The organism is Pseudomonas sp. GM80, assembly GCF_000282515.1.
In the GTDB taxonomy this organism is placed as follows: Bacteria; Pseudomonadota; Gammaproteobacteria; order Pseudomonadales; family Pseudomonadaceae; genus Aquipseudomonas.
This window is the reverse complement of the sequence record NZ_AKJD01000046.1, coordinates 1-19,388: the sequence shown is the minus strand read 5'-3', so window position 1 is coordinate 19,388 and position 19,388 is coordinate 1. Positions and strand designations below refer to the sequence as shown.

Below are 19,388 nucleotides of genomic sequence, written 5' to 3'. Positions count from 1 at the left end.
AAAGATCGCAGCCTTCGGCAGCTCCTACATGAGGTCAATTGTAGGAGCTGCCGAAGGCTGCGATCTTTTGATCTTCGATGTACACCGGGGAAACCCCTAGAAACCTCATGAATCAGGCATTTTCCCTTGGGTCACTGATGGCCTTTTGGTAGAGTCGCCGTCGCCAGCGGGTTTTCGGCTGGACGATGGAACCGAAGAAGGGAGTCTGATCAGTGAGTCCGGGCAAAAAAATTCTCGGCCTCACAGCGTTTCTTTTGCTGCTGACGCTGTGGGCCAGTTACTTTTACGTATTCAAGGAAAACAGCGGCGGCCAGCTTGGCGGTGTCGGCGAAAGCACCGCGTGGTGCGGCACACCGCCGTCCACTGAAGCAGCGCTGCTGGGCAAGGATCAGTTGACCTTGCGCGTCACCAACAACCTGCGCGGCGAGTTCATGCTCAGCGGTTCGCTGGTGGTCTCGGAACGCACTTTCAATCGATATGACTTGGGCCGCAACGAGCTGCGTCTGCGCCTGGAGCCGTTGCAGTGGTCCTATGGCGTCACGCCGATCTTCCTTGAACAGGTCAAGCTGCAGCCACTGAGCCGCAACTTGTCCGCCACCAACAAAAGCGCCTCCGCCGAGCTTGAGCCACGCCCGATCGGCGTGCAGGGTCAAGTCACCGAATTTCCGTTCGACACCTATCGCTACGGCTACAAACCGGTGCTCTATTACCTCAAGGGCAGCGAGCGCATCGACCTGCGCTTCAAGAACATCACCACGCTGATGGAGATGTCCAACACCTTTACGCCGATCCAGAAGTACAACCGCGTCGACTACATCAACGAGAAAAACTCGATGATCCGCGACGACGACTACAAAGCATACGGGCCGCACGAATGCGCGTTCAGTGTTGAGCGCAAGGGGTCGTTCAAGGTGGTTGTGCTGTTGCTGCTGCTGGTGCTGTGCCTGCCGTTGTTGCTGGTGTTCTACCGTAATGAGCCGGGGATCGACTTCCTAGCCACGCTGTTGGGCGCTGCGATCGTGCGGGTATTGCTGATCGGTCCGGTGCAGGACTTCCAGCTGTACAACATCGATTTCCTCTTGGGGGCGGCGATTTTGCTGGTGGGCACGGTGTCGCTGATCAAGGCGATGCACATCAACAGCCGCCGCGAGATGGCATTGCGCAGTGGCGAAACCTCCTCGTGGTGAATCTGCGCTGAACCTGTAGGCGCTGCCGCAGGCTGCGATTGATCGTTCCTGCGCTCTGCGTGGGAATGCCGCCGAGGACGCTCGGCGTCCCAAGATCAAAAGATCGCAGCCTGCGGCAGCTCCTACATTGAACATTGCGGGCCAAAGGTTTTATTTCAGGGCCGGGTCGCCCATGTTCATTTTCTTCCAGCCTTGCAGCAGCACCTGCGCCTTCGGCTCTTGCCCGCTGTCGAGGTACCACTGGATCAGCGACAGCCGCGCGTTGCGGTTTGCCGGCTGAACCTTGAGCAGGCCTTCGAGTATTTCGCACGCCTCATCGACCTTGCCACTTTCATGCAATGCCACCGCGAGCACGTAGCCGTACTGCGCGTTCTGTGGCTCCAGTTGCGCGGCTTTTTTCAGCGCTGACATGGCCTCGCCAGGCTTGCCGGCGCGGATCAGCGACAGGCCTTGGGTGTGCTGCAACAGAGCGGCGTCCGGGTGTTCCTTGAGACTGTCCTGCAGCAGCTTTTGCGCCTCTTGCCCGCGACCATTGGCTTCCAGCCACTGCACCAGTGTGACCAGTGCCGGGTAGAAATCCGGGTCGCGCTTGAGGGCTGCGCGCAGCAAGTCTTCGACTTCCGAGCCACGACCGCTGGCCTGATACAGCATGGCCAGATTCAGATTGGCCTCGGCGCGTTCCAGAAGACTTTTCTGCACCGCTTCGTACTCGGCAATCGCCGACTCCCAATGGGCTTGCGCTGCGCCGAGCGCGTTGCTGCGGGCTACCCCGAGCAAGTCCCGCGCCGCGACAATGCGCACCGCTTTCACCGGATCGCCCAGCAGCGGCGATAACAACGGCGCGCGTTCCGGTGGCGGCAAGAACGCGCTGATCGCCCGCACCGCGCTTTCACGAACTTGTGGTTGTGAGTTTTTCAGGTCCTGTGTTGCCAGTTTTAACGCTTGCTCGCTTGGATACATCGGCAGTTCCGCCAGCAATGTCGCCCGCTGAATCGCTGGCAGATCGCTGCGCTGCAACTGCTCATACAGCGCATCGGCGGCGCCGGGTTGACCATTGCGAATCAGCCACAGGCTTTCGTCGTAACGCGGTGCCTGCGGGGCGGTAGAAGCGCTCCACAATTTGAACTGCGCCGTGACCTTGTCGCCGGCCTTGCCTTGATGGCAGGTCAGGCAGGCGTCCGGTGTGCCGAGCTTCTGCGCGCGTTCCGGGTTGGGAATGCTGAAACTGTGGTCGTGGCGCAAATCGTTGCCCATATAGAACTTGCCGGGCATGTGGCAATCCACGCATTGCGAACCGGGCTGCCCCAAGGTGTGGCGGGTGTGTTCAATGGAGTCGTAGTTTTTTGCTTGCAGGCCTTTGCCATCCACGCCTTCGACCGAGGTTTTGCCCGCGGTGTTGTGACATTGCAGGCACACCGCGTTACCCGGTGCTTTCAGTTCGTTGCTGTGCGGGTTGTGGCAGTTGCTGCAGCGCACGCCCTTGTCGAACATTTTGCTTTGCAGGAACGAGCCATGTTCGAACACTTCATCCTTGATCTTGCCGTCCAGCGCATACAGTTCACGGGTGAGGGTGCTCGGCAGGTAATCGTCCATCAGCCGTTTGCCGACGGTGTAGCCATCGCCCAGCGGTGCGCGGCGCGCGTGGCAGCGGGCGCAGGTTTCGATTTCCACCGTGGCGTTTTTATCCTTGAGATCGACGTCGAAACCCTGGTGGATCAGGTCGCCTTTTTTCTTCGTCCATTCGAGGTGATTGGATGCTGCACCGTGGCAAGCCTGGCAACCGACCCCGAGGCTGTTCCACTGGCTGTTGAAGGTATTGCTCGCGGCATCGAAATTGCGTTTGAAACCGGTGGTGTGGCATTCGACGCACATGAAGTTGGCGTTCTGGCTCGGCTTGCTCCAGTGCAGTGGATTCTTGAAATTGACGCCCTGGCCGGGATAGAGATGAAACCAGCGGTGCTTCTCGGTATCCCACGCCACACCGAGGGCTTGCAGGCGACCTTCGCCGACGTCGAGCAGGTATTGCTGCAGCGGCGCGATGCCGAAGGTGTAGGCCACTTTGAAGTCGGCATTCTTGCCGTCGATGCCGGGCGTGTTGACCCAGAACTCATCGCCCTTGCGCGAGAAGCGCGTGGTCTCTTTTTCCGCCTTGAAGGTGACGTTGTTGAAGTCGCCGAGCATCGTCTCGGTGTTTGCCGCTTGCATCGCCAATTGGTGATGCGAGCCTTGCCAGTCCTTGACCTGCTCGGTGTGGCAGCCCTGGCATTGTTGCTCGTCGACCATCGTTGCCGGCTTCAGCGCCACCGCTTCGGGCTTGGCTGGAGCAGGAGCTGGTGCGGGCGCAGTGATCGGCGGCGCCTTGACCGGCACCGGTGCAGGGCTGAACAGAAACCAGCCGATGCCCGCCACGGCGGCCAACAGCACACCGATGGTGAGGGGGAACACGTAGCGCGAAAAAAAAGAAGGTCGAGACGAATCAGGGTCAGGTTGTGCTGTTTTATTTTTATGCTTGGGCATTGCGACTTCCGTAGTCCAGGTGCATTTGCCGTCTGGCGTGCGTTCAAGCTCGGTGCAGCTTTGCCGTCTCGCGTGCGTCTGTCAAATGACGGTTGTGATCCGCTGCGCAGGTGCGCGTGAATGTTTTAATGTGCAATCGCATTTACTGAGGATTTAGCTATACCTGTAACTCCCGTTCTATAAAAGTTTTCGGCCGTCTGACAGGAGTTACAGCATGAAGCTAGCAGTAATGATGGGCACGCTGTGCATCGCTACCCTTGGCGTAGTGGGTTGTTCCAGTAAAACCGTCGCTCCCGAGGATTACTCAGGGTTTCTCAAGGACTACAGCCAACTGAAGGAAGCCAAGTCACCTTCTGGCGCCGAGGTCATGCGCTGGATTGATCCCAAGGTCGATATCAGCAAGTTCACCAGCGTCTACGTCGAGCCGAGCCAGCTGTATCCGAAACCGCAACCGACCGCGAAAATTTCCCAGCAGACCCTCAACGGCATCACCAGCTACTACGATCAGGCGCTCAAGCGTGAGCTGAGCAAATCGCTGCCACTGGCCGCCGGCCCTGGGCCCGGGGTGATCGTGATTCGCCCGGCAATTACTGCGGTGAGCAGCAAGACCGAAGGCCTGCACGCGTATGAAGTGATCCCGATTGCCTTGGTTGCTGCGGCAGTCAGCACTGCCAGTGGCATCCGCGATCAGGAAACCACTCTGGCCACTGAAGCGGTCTTTCTCGATGGCGGCAGCAACAAGGTGGTGTCTCAAGTGGTGCGCAAAGGCACCGGCAAACCGTTGGAAAATGACACGCAGGCATTGAAGGCCGATGATGTCAAAGCCGTGATCGACGGCTGGGCGAGTGACATGCATCAGATGTATCTGAAACTGAAGTCTGAATCCAAATAATGCATCGAGGCTGATGGCCTCATCGCGGGCAAGCCCGCTCCCACATGGATCGCTGTGAATCAATAATCACATTCACAACACAAATCCCTGTGGGAGCGGGCTTGCCCGCGATGGCATTCGCAAGGGCGCTACATCATTGTCCGGTAAACCAGCGGTAGTACGGATTGCCGCCATCCCAGCGCATCACCTCGCGCATGTCCCGCCCCCACGCATCCCGATCGCCGTCATAGGCATGCAGGCTCGCCCGATAAAACTGCATCAGACGCTGGCGATGGGTTTCCATGCGCTCTGTGAACCCGGCATCGGCGTTCACCAGCGGCGGCGCCTGATACAAATCCAGCAACGCCGGCAGCACGCGGGTGATCTCCTTGCTGCGCACCCACGGCGCGTATTCGATCCTCGGTTGGTCGTCAGTCACGGCGGGGGCATCAGCAGCGAAGCGTTCCAGGCCTGCACGATCGGTGACCCAGGTCGCCATTAGCGCAGCGGCCGAACCGATGCCGACATCCTGCAAGGTGCTGCGTACGCTGTCCTGTTGGAAACGCTCGGTGATCTTCGCTGCATCCAGTTGCATCGGCGTCAGTGAACCGACCAGCAACATTTCATGGAACTCGCTGGTCCACAGCGAGGCATACGGGAATACGTCGAGGAAGCTGCGCACCAGGGAACGCGAGTCATCGATGTTCTGCGTCGGCAGCGGCAGCCATTGCGCGACGATGCCTTTTTCCTCAAGGCGACTGGCCGCCAGTTGATAGAAGTCCCGCGAATACAGATTGACCACGCCGGCAGCGGAGGGCGGTGGTGGTTCAAGGGTGATCAGGTCGTAAGTCTGGGCGCTGCGCAGCAGTTCCTGGCGGCCATCGCGCAGGCGTACATCGACACCGGGATCGCTGGCGGCATTGAAGTTACCCTTGAACAACGGCGCCGCTTTAACCACCGAGGGCAGCAGTTCGGCGACCACCCGGTGTTCCAGCCCCGGATAGCGCAGCATCGCACCGGCGGTGATGCCGGTGCCGAAACCGATCACCAGCGTCGAGCGCGGTTCGCCGTTGTGGATCAGCAGCGGCAGCAGCGCCTGAATGCGCATGTAGCGCAACGACGGCATGGCGTCACCGGTGTTCGACACTCCCTGAATGTACAAGCGATGGAAGTTGTTCTCGCCGCGACCTTGTGCGACCACTGCGACGGTGCCGCCACGGCCCTCTTCGTAGAATGCCAGCGTGCCGTTGCGCGCACCGGGCAACAGGCTGGCGAGTTTGTCGACCGGGGTCAGCAGGGCCACGGCAACCGAGACCAGCCCGAGAGTGACGACGAGCTGGCGCCGACCTTTCTTCACGTGGTGGCCTTTGCGCACGGCACAGTAGCCGACACCCGCCGCGATGATCGCCAGCAGACCCAAGGTCCGCACCAGCCCCAGCAGCGGAATCAGCAGGAAGCCACAGAGCATCACCCCGACAATTCCGCCCAAGGTATTGAACGCCACCACCGCACCGACATCGCGCCCGACACGCTCATGGCCGACGCTCAGGCGCAGGGCCAGCGGAAACGCCGCGCCCAGCAGCAACGTCGGGATAAACACGATGCACAGCGCCGCCACGGCGAAGCGTGCGCTCATGCCCGCCAGTTCGCTGACGCCCAGGCTCAGCAACCACATTTCGGTCTGTGTCTGGGCGAGGACGAGCCAGCGGCCGAGCAGGGCGATTTCCAGCAGCGCGACCAGCCCGGCGCCGGCGATCAGCAGGCCGAACACCCCCCACGGATCACGAATGCGCTCCACGTGACGGGCGAGCAGGGCGCTGCCGATAAACAGTCCCGTCAGGTAGGTCGCCAGCACCACGGCGAACGCATAGGTGCGGGTGCTCATGAACTGCACGATCGATTGCGACCAGACCACCTCATACCCCAGCGCTACGCCACCGGCGATGGCATACAACCAGAGTGCGGTGCGATCCGTGGCTTTCTCGCTGTGCGGTTTGCTCGGGGCTGCCACCGGCAAGGGTTGTTGCCGCGCGAACCACAACGCGCCAACGGCGGCCAGCAGGTTGAGCATCGCCGCAAACAGCGCGCTGCCACGCACGCCGAGCGTGGCGATCAACACAAACGCGGCGAGCAACGTGCCGACAATCGCGCCCAGAGTATTCGCCGCATACAACTGACCACCGGCCTTGCCTGGGTCAGTCGCCAATGAACGCACCAGCACCGGCAACGTGCCGCCCATCAGCACCGCCGGAATGCCCACCAGCGCAAATGGCAGCAGCCAGGCCAGCAGGCCGACATGACCTTGCAGCCAGGCAAATGGACTGGCTGCCAGGCTCATGGCAACCGTTGCGCCAACGCCGAGGATCGCCACACATACTTCCAGCCCGGCATACAGTAGAACCGGCTGCTGCAAGCGATCGGCAAAGCGTCCGAACAGCCAGCCACCGATCGCCAGCCCGGCAAAAAACGCGCTGATGCCGGTGGTGATCGCATACACCTCGACGCCGACCACCAATGACAGTTGCTTGATCCACAACACCTGATAGACCAGCGCAGCAGCACCGGAGATGCACAGCAGCAGGGCGGGAATGATCAGCGCCGGAGCGGCCGATAGCGAGACGGGTACGGCCGACGGCTTGCTGGCGATACGTGAGGACATACGAATTGCCTTATACAAAATAACCGGCCACCCCCTGTAGGAGCTGCCGCAGGCTGCGATCTTTTGATCTTGATCTAAAAAACAAAGATCAAAAGATCGCAGCCTGCGGCAGCTCCTACAAGGGCTACGTCCGGTTTGGGATAGAGGCCGCCCGCCGGTGAGGGCGGGCGGCATTCTTGCAGTCTTATTGTGCAGCTTTCATTTTTTCAGCGATTTTCGCATCTACCGCAGCGCGGATCTGGTCAATACTGAAGCTGGCCGGTTTCTGGCTCGGTGGATACTCGACGAAGGTCTGCAGGAACGCCGCCGACTTCATCACCGCCATCTCGGTCAGATAAACGTTTTTGGTGGTCCAGTCGTAGTACTGATCGGAAACGGTATCAGCACGTTCATACGGGTCCATGCGCAGGTTGAAGATTTTCGGTACGCGCAGACACACGAACGGTTCGCTCCAGACCTTGAAGCCCCCCGGTGCACGTTGTTCGCAGAACACCGCTTTCCAGTTGCCATAGCGCATCGACACCAGTACGCCGTCGTCGTTGAAGTAGTAGAACTCTTTGCGCTCACTCTTAGGGCTTTGGCCGGTCAGGAAAGGCAATTGGTTGTAACCGTCCAGATGCACCTTGAAGCTGGTACCGCCAGAGGTCGGCGCCCAGCCTTTGAGCAACTTGTTGGTGACATCGGCGTCACCGGCCGCCGCGAGCAAGGTCGGGAACCAGTCCAGGCCCGAGAACATTTCGTTGGTGACTTCACCCGGTTTGATCTTGCCCGGCCAGCGAACCATCGCCGGTACGCGGTAGGCGCCTTCCCAGTTGGAGTTTTTCTCGTTACGGAACGGCGTGGTCGCCGCGTCCGGCCAGGAGAACTGGTTCGGGCCGTTGTCGGTGGTGTAGACGACGATGGTGTTGTCGGTGATTTTCAGGTCATCGAGAGTTTTCAGCAGTTTGCCGACGTCGCCGTCGTGCTCGAGCATGCCGTCTGCGTATTCGTTGCCGGGCATGCCGCTCTGGCCCTTCATCGAATCACGCACGTGGGTGTAAAGGTGCATGCGCGTGGTGTTCATCCAGACGAAGAACGGTTTGTCCGCCTTGGCCTGTTTCTCGATGAACGCTTGTGCCGCCGCCGTGGTTTCGTCGTCGATGGTTTCCATGCGCTTGGTGGTCAGCGCGCCGGTGTCTTCAATTTTGCCGTCGGCGAAGCTGTGAATCACGCCACGGGGCGAAACGGCCTTGACGAACTCAGCGTCATCTTTTGGCCAGTACGGGCGCTCAGGTTCCTCTTCCGCATTGAGGTGGTACAGGTTGCCGAAGAATTCGTCGAAACCGTGGTTGGTCGGCAGGTATTCGTCTTTGTCGCCCAAGTGGTTCTTGCCGAACTGCCCGGTCGCATAACCTTGCGACTTGAGTGCCTGGGCAATGGTGATGTCACGTTTTTGCAGGCCTACCGGAGCGCCTGGAATGCCGACTTTCGACAGACCGGTACGCAGTGGCGTCTGCCCGGTGATGAACGACGATCGTCCAGCCGTACAGCTGTTCTCCGCGTAGTAATCGGTGAACATCATGCCTTCTTTGGCGATTCGGTCGATGTTCGGTGTCTTGTACCCCACCACGCCCATGGAATAGGCACTGATGTTGGTCTGGCCGATGTCATCGCCGAAGATCACCAGAATGTTGGGTTTTTCAGCCGCTGTGGCGGTTGCCGACAGCGCCATCACCGAGGTCGCCACCAGGGCGAGTTTCGGTAGCCACTTGCGTATGCGAGTCATCTGACTTGCTCCTTTTCGCGGGGGTCGTTTATTGCGACTTACGTTTATTGCAGTCCTGCAGCACGCTTTTTTCTTATTGCACCTGCTCGGTTGCCGGCGGCTCGAAGGGGTAAATCCGGCGCCATTCGGACGCCATGTCCACCACGGTCCAGCCACGGGAATTCGCTTCGTCGAGAGCCTTGTCGAGGCGCCCGATATCGGATTGACGGTCGTAGGCCCATTCACGCTTGGCGTCGGTGTGATGCACCAGGCCCATAAAACGTTTGCCGGCACCGGCGGCGGTCCACTGGAGCATTTGCAGGTCACCGTCGGAGTTGCCGAAGGCGAGGATCGGCCGGCGACCGATCACCGCATCAATGCTTTCCGGTTTGCCCGCGCCGTCGTCGTTGTGCGCCAGTTTTGGCGTGCGCACGATCGAGGCTTTGCCGTCCTTGTATTGAAATGAAGTAATGAACGTGGTGCCAATCACCTGTTCCGGCGGGATGCCATAGACCTTTTCGGCGAAGGCACGCATGAACCCGGTGTCGCCGCCGGAGACGATGTAGGTCTTGAAGTCCTGGCTGCGCAGATAATCGAGCATTTCCAGCATCGGCTGGAAGATCATTTCGGTGTAGGGCTTGCCGGTTTTCGGATGACGCGCCTGGCTCAGCCAGGTCTTGGCGTAGTCATCGAACGCTTCGGTGGTCATGCCGGTGTGAGTGGCACCGACGATTTTCAGCAAGCCGTCCATGCCGGAAGCGGCCAAGGCCTTGTGGTCGTTTTCCAGCACGGCCTTGAACGGCTGCGTGGTTTTCCATTCCGGGTGCTGCGCGGCGGTGCGCTTGACCTCGTCGAAGGCGAAGAGCAATTCGAAGTACGCCGGTTGCTCGCTCCACAGGGTGCCGTCGTTGTCGAACACGGCGATGCGCTCGGCGGGTTTGACGAAGTCCTTGCTGGTCTGGTCGGTGACGGCCTGGACGAATTCGATGATGCTTTTTTTCGCCGGGCCGTCGTTCCACGATGGCAACGGCTCACTGGCCTGCGCCAGCAGCGGCAGAGCGAGCGCAAACAACAGCGCCAGATTGAAGCGTTGACGGTGCTGCGGCGGGTTCGTCATGGGAAATCCTTCTCGTGAACGGGGTTGAGCGGGCGCAGGGCCGAGGCCGGTTTCGCCTGCTGCTGCTCGGCCTGACTGTGAAGCGTAGTCAACGATTGGCGCAATTGAACGAGTGTTTGCTCGGTGGTGGGTTTGCGGCCGTAAAGGCCACGTAACAGTCCTTGCAGGCGCGGGCCGGCATCAACCAGTTTCAGCCCCAGTCGACTGCGCCGCAGCCACAGGTATAAGGCGCTCAACTGTGGCGGTCTGGCGTCGAGTTGCGGGGCGATTTGTTGCCAGGCGCAGTCCGCCGATTGCTGCCAGGCCACTTGCCGCGCGAGCTTGCGCGCTTGCCATTGCTGGCGGGCACGGCTGAGGGCTGGGCGCAGGAGATAAACGCCACCAATGGCCACCGCCAGTAAGCTCAGCCACAGCAACCAGCGGGTGGAAACGTGCAGGCGATTCTGACCGAGCTGCCTGAGGTCTTCGGCGATCGAAAACACCGGTTTGTAAGCCGTATCAGCGACGGCCTCGAACGTAACCGCCGGGACTTGCGTGGTGCGCAATTGCCGGCTGCTGGCATCCCACCATTTCACCTCGATGGCCGGTAAGGTGTGCGAGCCTGCCTGGTCAATACGGTAAGTCACGCTGTCGACACGCTGCCCGCCGAGGATATCGCCGCGACCGTCATCGAGGCTGCTGACTTGTGGGGTTTTGGTATAGCGGCTCAGGCCGGCGGCATCACCCAGTGTCGGTATGGGCAAGGCCATGGCCAGAGCGCCGTCTGCTTGCAGGGTCAGTTGGCGGGTAATGCTGTCGCCGACTTTCAGCGGGTTGGCCGAGTGCGTGACAGTCTGGGTAAACCGCACAGCGTTGGCCACCAACGGGGTTTCCCCCGGTTTGAAACCGGGCGGTTGTGCCGCGCTGAATTGCACGGGTTGGCTCTGCGCGCTGATTTGCGTTGTCGCCTGACCGGGCGTGGCGCTTACGGTCAGGGCAGGGATGGCGAAGGTGCGCGCGACGTTCGGTGTGATCAGGTAGCTGTAGCGCAAACCGCTGAATGACTGGCCTTCGATGGTCTGATTGAGGTGCTGGGCCTGACCGTCCGGTGGCATGACCAGTGCGCCGTCGAGTTTCAGCTCGGGCAGGGTGGCGGCGCTGGTGAACCAGGTGTCGGTGAGGACGTCGAGTTGCAGCTCGACCAGGCCGCCGACCATGGCGCCTTCGGCGGGTTGCAGGTGGGCCTGGACCTTGAGTTGCGGTTCGGCTGCAAAGGCGTTGAAGCTGACTGCGATGGCCAGGAGTAAGGCGCTGATTTTTTTGCTGATTGATCCGGCCCTATCGCTGGCAAGCCAGCTCCCACAGGTTTCTTCGGTGTATTCACCGATTGTGGCAGTACCGCAAAACCCTGTGGGAGCTGGCTTGCCAGCGATGGCGGCGCCGCGGTTCAAAGGGATCATGGCTTGGCCCCCGCCTGATCTTGCAAGTTGAACTTCTGCTTGAGAAATTTCGCCGGTGAGGTGGTCAGGTTCTGCAACCACAGCGCATCGGACGCGGCCTGTTCGGTTTCAACCTTTTTGCTCTGACCCTTGCCCGGTGCCTTGTCGAATTTCACCTCGTCGGGCTTGGTCTCCGGGGCATTCTTTTCTGCGCTTTCGGTGTCTTTGAGCAATGCCTGGGCCAAGGCCAGATTGGCCGTCGCTTCCGGGAATTGCGGCTGTAGCTTCAACGCCTGGGTGTAGGCGGCGATGGCTTCATCGAACTTGAAGCGCCGCACATAAATATTGCCCAGATAGAAATACGCTTGCGGCGTATCCAGCCGCGCGAAAGTCGCCAGCGCGAGGTCGTAATCGGCGGCGTGATAGGCCGCAACGCCTTTCCAGTACGGGTCGACGAACAACGCCGCGGCTTGCGGAAAATGTTCGTGCTCGAACGCCCAGCGCCCTTGTTGATCACGGGTGAAGAAGGCGTCGCTCAAGGCATTTGCCTGCGCCGGCGCCGCTGGCCAGCCAAGACCTGCGGCGAGCAAGAGCGCCGGCATCCAGTTCACGCTCCAGCCTTTGCGCACACCGAACAATCCCAGCACCAGCAACGGCCAGCACAACCAGTATCCGGCGTCTTTCCAGTGCAGTTCGCGCTGTTCGGCGCTGGCGCTCTGAAAATGTTGCTGGGCGTGCAGCTCGATCCAGTCCAGATCATCGTCATTGAGCGTCAGGCTGCCGAGCGGCGCATCGACCGCCGACGCCAGTTGTTTGAGCGCCGCCTGATCGAAGCTGCCGAGGATCGGACGACCATTGCTGTCGATTTTCGGCTGGCCACCGGCGCCCTGGACAACCCCGCCGTCCTCGCTGCCGACCGCCAGCACCAACACTTGCAGCTGACTGTCGTGCAGGCGTTTGTCGAGCCCGTCGAGTCGCGAGGTGTCAGCACCGTCGGTGAGCAGCAGCAGGCTGCCCGGGGTTTTCTCGGCACTGAGCAGGCGCTTGGCTTGATCGATCACCGCACCGACATCTTTGCCCGGCTTATCGATCAGCCCGGTGCCGAGGGCTTGAATGAACGTGTCGAGCAGCGCCGGATCATCCGTTGGCGGCAGCACCAGATGCGCGCTGCCGGCGTAGGCGATCAATGCGGTGCGTGCACCGGCACGGCGCTGGATCAAGTCGTGAAGTTTGTGTTTGGCCGCTTCCAGTCGGGTCGGTTGCACATCGTTGGCGTCCATCGACGGCGACAGGTCCACGGCGACGATCAATGGCGCGCGGTTCTGCAGAAAGTCCGGGCGGTCCTGCTCCCAGGTCGGCCCGGCCGCTGCCACCGCGCCAAGGATCATTACTGCGCACAGCAGATGCACCGGCCGCAGCCGCTGATGATCCTGTGGGGTAATCAACAAGTGCGGCAACAGATGCTCGGCGATGTTGCCGCGCAGCCGTCGTTGCAGGTCACGGCTGCGGCGCCAGATCAGCGGCAATGCAGCACCGAACAGCGCGAGGATCAGCCACAGCGGTCGCAGGAAATGGAAGTCACCGAGATTGATCTCCATCTCAGGCCTCCTGCCGTTGACGCGCGAGCGATAAACGCGGACGCAGCAGCGCGCCGAGGTGATACAGCGCCAACAGCGCCATGGCGGCGCCCAGCGGCCAGTAGAACAGTTCCCGTTGCGGCTGGTGGCTGAGGGTTTTCACCTCATGTGGCGTCAGCCGATCAAGCGTGCTGTAGACCTGATCCAGCGCGGTGCGGTCTTCAGCGCGGAAGAATTGCCCGCCGGTGGTTTTGGCAATCTGCTCCAGCCCCGCCAGGTTGACCTTGGCCTCGCCCGATGCGCTCGGATCGCCGATGCCGATGGTGTGGATGATCACGCCCTTGTTGGCGGCCATTTCGGCGGCGTGATCCGGGGTGATCGCGCTGCTGGTGTCGTTGCCGTCCGTGAGCAGGATCAGCACTTTTTCCTGCTCATGCGCCTGATCCAGCAGCTTCAGACTCAAGCCGATGGCATCGCCGATCGCGGTGTTGGGCCCGGCCATGCCGATGCCGGTGTCTGCCAGAAGCAGCGACAGGCTGGCATGATCGAGGGTCAGCGGTGCCTGCGGATAGGCGCCGCTGCCGAATACGATCAGCCCGAGGCGGTCGTCCTTGCGCTTGTCGATGAAGCCTTGAACGACCTCTTTTACCGCCGCCAGGCGATTGATTTTCACACCGCTGGTGTTGGTGAAGTCTTCGGTTTCCATCGACTGCGAGATGTCGATGGCCAGCATCAGGTCGCGCACCGGCTGCTGGCGTTCGATCGGCTTTTCGACGAACACCGGGCGTGCAGCGGCCAGCAGAATCAACGCCCACAGCAGAACATTCAGCAGCAATTGCCAGTGATTGCGTCGACTGCCGACAGTGCCGGGTGCTTCACCGACAGCCCGGCTCATGGCATTGAAAAACGGTACGCGCACGGCGCTGCGGGCCTCGTTGTAGGCGGGCAGGTAGCGGTACGCCAGCCAGGGCAGCGGCAATAGAAGCAACAACCATGGGTAATCAAGCTGCCACATGATGATGCTCCACCCAGTGTTGGCAGGTGTCGAACAACGCCTGGCGCTGCGGCGCGGGCAGGGCGCGCAATACGTCATCCGGGGCGTAAGCGAGTTGCGCCAGTTGCGCACTGAAATCAGCGGGCAAACGCTTTTTGCTGTGCTGCTGCAAGAAGCCTTGCCAATCCTCCCTCCCCAACGCCCCGACCCTGTAGGAGCTGCCGAAGGCTGCGATCTCTTGATTGTGTTTTTTAAAAGCCAGAGCAAAAGATCGCAGCCTTCGGCAGCTCCTACATGAGGTCGGCGTGGGCATCGAGAGGGCGACGCGTTTGAGCAGTTCGGGCAGTTCACGCAGGGCATTGAGGTCATCACTGCGGCTGCGCAACTGCGCCAATCTCGCCAGTGCTTCACGCCGATATTGATCACGCTGCCATTGCCGATAGCGACTGATGGCAATAATCAGCGTGAGTAGAATCAAAACCCCAAGCAACACCCACCAGCCCCACGTCTGCGGCGCATAACTGACCGGCGTCGGCAGGCCCAACTCCTTGAGTTGCTCGATGTTGGGGATATTCGGATTCACCGCCGTGCTCCGGCGCTCTTGCCGAGTTCGGCGCGCAATTGCGCATGAGCCTCTTCGGCGGTGCTGATCATCATCAACGGCACCTGACTGCGGCGCAGCAGGGTGGCGACGTCCTTGAGCCGGCCGCTGAGAAAATCCCCCAGCGGTTGGTGCACGTTGCGTTTTTCGATGGCCAGTTCCACCTGCAACTCACCTTGCGTCACCAGCAGCCGGCCGTTGTCCGGCAGCTTCAGCGCCAACGGATCGTAGACTTGCAGGGCGATCACGTCGTTGTGCGCTGACAGTTGCCGCATCAGTTGCAAGGTGCGCTCACCGGCGCCGGCGAAGTCGCTGACGATGCAGATCAAATGATCGTGGCCGGCGAGGGCGAGGCAGCGCTGCAAGACCTTATCGAGTTGATCCTCGTCCTCAGCGTCAGGACTGCCCGCGTTCAGTGCACGGTTCTGCTCGGCGATGCGGCTGAGCAAGGCCTCCACGCGTTTGCGGCTGCGCAACGGGGCGACGCTGTCGATGCGTTGATCGTTGAACACCAGGCCGCCGACCCGGTCGCCGGCATGGAACACCATCCACGCCGCCAGCGCAGCCAACTCGGCAGCCACGGCGGATTTGAAACTGCGTTGCGAGCCGAAAAACATCGACATGCGTTGGTCGACCACGATCAGCGCGGGGCGGTCGCGCTCCTCGGTGAAAGTGCGCACCACCGGTTTGCCGGTGCGCAGCGACGCACGCCAGTCGAGATGGCGCAAGTCGTCGCCCGGTTGATAACGGCGCAGCTCATCGAAGTTCAAGCCACGGCCACGCAGGCGTGAGGCATGGTTGCCGGCGAGGATGCTGCCCTGTGGTTGGCGGGCAAGAAAACTCAGGTCACGGGCCTTGAACTCCAGCGCCATCAATTGCGCGAGAGAGACGTAGACCAGACCTTCGTCGTTCATGCCGGAATCGCCACTTTATCAAGAATGCGATCAAGCACCTTATCGGCGCTGACGCCATCGGCCACCGCGTCATAGCTCAGTTGCAGGCGATGACGCAGCACTGGATGGACCACCGCACGCACATTGTCCGGCGAGACAAAATCCTGACCCTGCAACCATGCATCGGCGCGCGCACAACGGTCCAGGCCAATGCCGCCACGCGGGCTGGCGCCGATTGAAATCCAGCGGCCGAGGTCCTCGTCGTAATCGGCGGGGTGGCGGGTGGCGTTGATCAGGTCGATCAGATAACTGTCGATGGCCGGCGACACATGCACCGCGCTGACCTCTTTGCGGGCTGCGAAGATTACATCCTGCGACAGGCTGAAGCCCTTGGCGGGCGTGGTGTTGGCGCCTTGGGCGAACTCTTCGTTGCGCAGCAGACGCAGCACTTGGCTCTCGTTTTCTGCGCTCGGGTAATCGAGCAGCACCTTCATCAGGAAGCGGTCCATCTGCGCTTCCGGCAACGGGTAAGTGCCTTCCTGTTCGATCGGGTTCTGCGTGGCCACGACGATAAACAGCTCGGGCAGCACATGACTGTTACCCGCCACGGTGATCTGTCGCTCTTCCATGGCTTCGAGCAACGCCGCTTGCACCTTGGCCGGCGCGCGGTTGATTTCGTCAGCGAGGATCAAGTTGCCAAACAACGGGCCGGGCTGGAAGCGGATCTCGTTCTTGCCTTCGACCTGATGCAGCACCTCGGCACCGGTGATGTCCGACGGCAGCAGATCCGGGGTGAACTGGATGCGGCTCATCTTCGCGTCAAGGTGTTTGGCCAGCGCCTTGACCGTGCGCGTCTTGGCCAGCCCCGGCAAACTCTCCAACAGCAAATGGCCGTTGGCCAACAGACCGAGGAGGATCTGCCGGATGACTTGATCCTGGCCGAGCACCGCTTCGGCGATGCTGGCTTGCAGGGCGTTGAGGTCGGTAAGTGCAGTCATGGCAGCAATCCTTTGTGTCTGGTCTAGAAAAACGCCAGGGTCAGGTTGACGCTGAAGCCGTTGCCTTCAGGGCGGTTCTTGGTGTCGAACTCGGGCACCCAGCGCGCACTGATGTTGGCTTGGGCGTCGGCGAATTTGCCGGCCCAGCCAATCACCGGGCCGGCACCGACCGAGCGCCCGCGATAGCCGTTGAACGTGTCGGCGGTCTGGCCCTTGTCATCGGTGATTTGCTGGATGTAACCCGCCGCGACCCCGGCACTCCAGCCTTCGCCGAAACCGTGGGTCCACAGTGCATCGAGGGTGAAAATGTTGCCGTTGCGATAGTCCGTGGCGTCGTTTTCGGTATAGAACTCAAGACCGCTGGACAAGGTGAACTCGCCACCCTTGCCATCCAGATGAGTGAACGCCACGGTGGGCATGAACGTGTAGTTGTTCTGTCCGGGGTTGGCCAGCCGATCATCGTTATAGGCGCCGGTCGGGACGTAGATGGGTAGCGACAGCGAGATGTGGTTCAGCTCATCAAAGTGGTAACCGGCGGCAATCGGCGTGATCAGCGCGTCGGCGAATTGCGTGCCGGAATCGCTGTCACCGAGGGTGCGTCCGCGCGGGCCGGTGATGCTCGCCTTGATGTCGGTGTACTGCACCGGAATGCCCACCGCAGAGGCGTAGTTCCAGCGCCCCTTGCCGGTGTCCCAGACGTGGGTGAAGTTGGCCATGGTGTAGGAGACTTTCATGTCAATCCCGCCACTGACCGCACCGGAAATCGGCGCGCCGTTGCTGCCCTTGAGCGAGCCGTCGTACCAGATACTGGTCAACGACGTCACCCAGCCCGGCTCCGGCGGGACGATGCCGGCATTGGAAAACACCTGTTGGCCGGTGATCGGTCGACCCACGCCGCCCTCTGCTGCGTAAAGCAGAGGACTGCCGATCATGCACAGCGCCAGCAACGGACGCACAACGTTAGGCTTGACCATCAAACACTCCGCTTATGGTTCTGACTGTCAAAAAATTCGAATGCCGGCAACACCTGGTGCTCGGGCGTTGCCTTCAGGTCGGCCCTGACTGAAGGCGAACGGTGGGTGAAATCCTGTGCGCCGACCCCGCAGCTGACGAACATCGTCATCAGGGCATAGCCGGCGACCTTGAGGGCTGTTCGCATAGAGTTGTCCTTACTTGCCAAACGTCACGTTGATGCCGGTGTACACCACGAACTGCGGCAGTCCGTCGCCCTTGCGGTCAACCGTCCACTGCGGCTCGACGAAGGCGTTGAGAATGTTGCTGCCAGCCTTCCACGCCTTGCCGACACCGAGGCCGATCGGGATGTAGTGGGTGTCGTTTTTCAGGTCGAAGGTCCAGGTGCCGGTGGAGCGCAGGTACCAGCCTTTTTCCAGGTTATGGATGATGAACGGCTGCATCGTTGCGCTCTCGACGTGCGGGCGGTCATTGTCGCCAGCGAAGGAGCTTTGATATTGCACAAGGGCGCCGAGCAGACCGCGCGGCGAGGCATCGATGGCCACGGCGGCGAGGCCACCTTGCCATTTGCCGGTGCCAAGTTCGTCCTGTTCGGCGGTTGGCGCCGTGATCAGCGGGCCGATACCCAACTGCACGCCTTCGGTTTTCAGAATGAAGATGTCGAACAGGTTGAGATCGCCGATGCCGGTGCTGTAACCGTTGTGCGGATCGGGTCGGGTGCTGATCGGCAGCGTCGCGCGGACCAGTTGCGGCACGCCGATGAAATCGTTCGGCGCGATCGGCAAGGTGCCGCGCAGCAACACGTCATTGCTGTGCGCATTGCTGTCGTAGAGTTTGGGGGTGTAGTAGTCCTGCAGATTGGCGCCCGGCGCCACGTTGAGCGGGTTGTTGCTTTTATTGGAGTCCTCGGCGTTATCCGCCTGCGCGCAGCAAGCAGCCGCTAGCGAACTCGCCAGAAACAGAGTCTTCCCCACTCGATTGCACTTCATCCCCGATTCCCTGGTGGCTTTTGGACAGCTCGGCACTTCTCGGCCGTAGGGCGTAATCCCTTGCTTATCAAGCCTGTAGGACACGTCTGAATGACGCTAGCAGCTAATCGGGAGTTAGCCAGTCGAATGGATTAATTCTTTGGTTTTGTGTGCGGGTTCACAATCAAATTGTGTACATAAAAAATATCCCTGTAGGAGCTGCCGAAGGCTGCGATCTTTTGATCTGTTGTTAAAGATCAAAAGATCGCAGCCTTCGGCAGCTCCTACAGGGGGAGTCATGTGTTTTTCTTGGCTTGTTCGCGGATGCGTTCTTCTTGTGCACGAGCCTCAGGGGTGAATTCGGCGCCGAAGTCTTCGGCGGAGAATATCTGGCGGATTTCGATTTCGGATTCGGTACCAGGCATCGGGTTAGGGCAGCGCTTGACCCATTCGATGGCTTCTTCTTTCGATTTCACTTCCCAGATCCAGTAGCCGGCGACCAGTTCTTTGGTTTCGATAAAGGGGCCGTCGATGACCGTGCGTTGATCGCCGGAGAAACGTACGCGGGCGCCTTTGCTGCTGGGGTGCAGGCCATCGCAATCGACCAGAATGCCGGCCTTGGACAGTTCTTCGTTGAAATTACCCATTTCGGTAATCAATTGTTCGCTGGGCATGATGCCGGCTTCGGAATCGGCGCTGGCTTTGACAAAGATCATGAATCGCATGGCGGTTACTCCGTGGCGTGTGGAATTCGTTGGTTAGTCGAACGGGCCAGCGGTGAATCGACAGGGTCGCTAAATAAAAGATGCAAACCTGCGCTTTAACAAACGCAACCCGACACGCCGCAACTATTAATGTAGGAGCTGCCGCAG

Annotated in this window: 16 protein-coding genes; 2 read left to right on the top strand and 14 right to left on the bottom strand. The window is 60.6% G+C overall.

What is annotated here, in order from left to right:
* Positions 1–212: 212 nt before the first annotated feature.
* Complete coding sequence (locus tag PMI37_RS06705; protein WP_008079337.1) at positions 213–1,187, top strand: hypothetical protein; 975 nt, start codon at positions 213–215, stop codon at positions 1,185–1,187.
* A 150-nt stretch (positions 1,188–1,337) separates the two neighbouring features.
* Here the strand turns inward: PMI37_RS06705 and PMI37_RS06700 are convergent, their stop codons facing one another.
* A complete protein-coding gene (locus tag PMI37_RS06700) occupies positions 1,338–3,704 on the bottom strand; it encodes a tetratricopeptide repeat protein (protein ID WP_008079333.1) in 2,367 nt (788 codons plus the stop codon).
* 214 nt (positions 3,705–3,918) lie between these two features.
* Here PMI37_RS06700 and PMI37_RS06695 point away from each other — a divergent pair, with 214 nt between their 5' ends.
* Entirely contained in the window at positions 3,919–4,596 is a 678-nt protein-coding gene (locus tag PMI37_RS06695) for a DUF3313 domain-containing protein (protein ID WP_008079327.1), read from the top strand.
* A 133-nt stretch (positions 4,597–4,729) separates the two neighbouring features.
* On the opposite strand, the gene PMI37_RS06690 is transcribed toward PMI37_RS06695, so the two are convergent.
* The 13 genes from PMI37_RS06690 to PMI37_RS06630 all read right to left on the bottom strand — a co-directional run bounded on the left by PMI37_RS06690 (position 4,730) and on the right by PMI37_RS06630 (position 19,241).
* Complete coding sequence (locus PMI37_RS06690; protein ID WP_008079325.1) at positions 4,730–7,234, bottom strand: fused MFS/spermidine synthase; 2,505 nt, start codon at positions 7,232–7,234, stop codon at positions 4,730–4,732.
* A 184-nt stretch (positions 7,235–7,418) separates the two neighbouring features.
* Positions 7,419–8,999, bottom strand: a complete 1,581-nt coding sequence (locus PMI37_RS06685; protein WP_008079323.1) for an arylsulfatase — start codon at positions 8,997–8,999, stop codon at positions 7,419–7,421.
* A gap of 73 nt (positions 9,000–9,072) precedes the next feature.
* Positions 9,073–10,095 (bottom strand): HAD family hydrolase, encoded by a 1,023-nt coding sequence (locus PMI37_RS06680; protein WP_008079321.1) that lies wholly within the window; start codon positions 10,093–10,095, stop codon positions 9,073–9,075.
* On the bottom strand, positions 10,092–11,534 hold the full coding sequence (locus PMI37_RS06675; RefSeq protein ID WP_008079319.1) for a BatD family protein: 1,443 nt from the start codon (positions 11,532–11,534) through the stop codon (positions 10,092–10,094). The genes PMI37_RS06680 and PMI37_RS06675 overlap by 4 nt, the downstream gene beginning before the upstream one ends.
* Positions 11,531–13,111: a VWA domain-containing protein gene (locus PMI37_RS06670; protein ID WP_008079317.1), complete on the bottom strand. Its 1,581-nt coding sequence runs from the start codon at positions 13,109–13,111 to the stop codon at positions 11,531–11,533. The genes PMI37_RS06675 and PMI37_RS06670 overlap by 4 nt, the downstream gene beginning before the upstream one ends.
* Before the next feature lies 1 nt (position 13,112).
* Complete coding sequence (locus tag PMI37_RS06665; RefSeq protein WP_008079314.1) at positions 13,113–14,105, bottom strand: vWA domain-containing protein; 993 nt, start codon at positions 14,103–14,105, stop codon at positions 13,113–13,115.
* A complete protein-coding gene (locus tag PMI37_RS06660; protein WP_008079313.1) occupies positions 14,092–14,667 on the bottom strand; it encodes a DUF4381 domain-containing protein in 576 nt (191 codons plus the stop codon). Before PMI37_RS06660 ends, PMI37_RS06665 begins: the two co-directional genes overlap by 14 nt.
* A complete protein-coding gene (locus PMI37_RS06655; protein ID WP_008079311.1) occupies positions 14,664–15,599 on the bottom strand; it encodes a DUF58 domain-containing protein in 936 nt (311 codons plus the stop codon). The genes PMI37_RS06660 and PMI37_RS06655 overlap by 4 nt, the downstream gene beginning before the upstream one ends.
* Positions 15,596–16,576: an AAA family ATPase gene (locus tag PMI37_RS06650; RefSeq protein WP_008079309.1), complete on the bottom strand. Its 981-nt coding sequence runs from the start codon at positions 16,574–16,576 to the stop codon at positions 15,596–15,598. The genes PMI37_RS06655 and PMI37_RS06650 overlap by 4 nt, the downstream gene beginning before the upstream one ends.
* A 23-nt stretch (positions 16,577–16,599) precedes the next feature.
* Positions 16,600–17,550, bottom strand: coding sequence for a SphA family protein (locus PMI37_RS06645; protein ID WP_008079306.1), 951 nt, complete (start codon positions 17,548–17,550; stop codon positions 16,600–16,602).
* A complete protein-coding gene (locus tag PMI37_RS06640) occupies positions 17,550–17,735 on the bottom strand; it encodes a hypothetical protein (protein ID WP_008079295.1) in 186 nt (61 codons plus the stop codon). The genes PMI37_RS06645 and PMI37_RS06640 overlap by 1 nt, the downstream gene beginning before the upstream one ends.
* 10 nt (positions 17,736–17,745) lie before the next feature.
* Positions 17,746–18,537 carry a hypothetical protein gene (locus PMI37_RS06635; RefSeq protein ID WP_008079294.1) on the bottom strand — a complete coding sequence of 264 codons (792 nt, stop codon included), beginning with the start codon at positions 18,535–18,537 and terminating at the stop codon, positions 17,746–17,748.
* A 275-nt stretch (positions 18,538–18,812) separates the two neighbouring features.
* Positions 18,813–19,241: a YciI family protein gene (locus PMI37_RS06630; RefSeq protein WP_008079293.1), complete on the bottom strand. Its 429-nt coding sequence runs from the start codon at positions 19,239–19,241 to the stop codon at positions 18,813–18,815.
* Between the last annotated feature and the right edge of the window lie 147 nt (positions 19,242–19,388).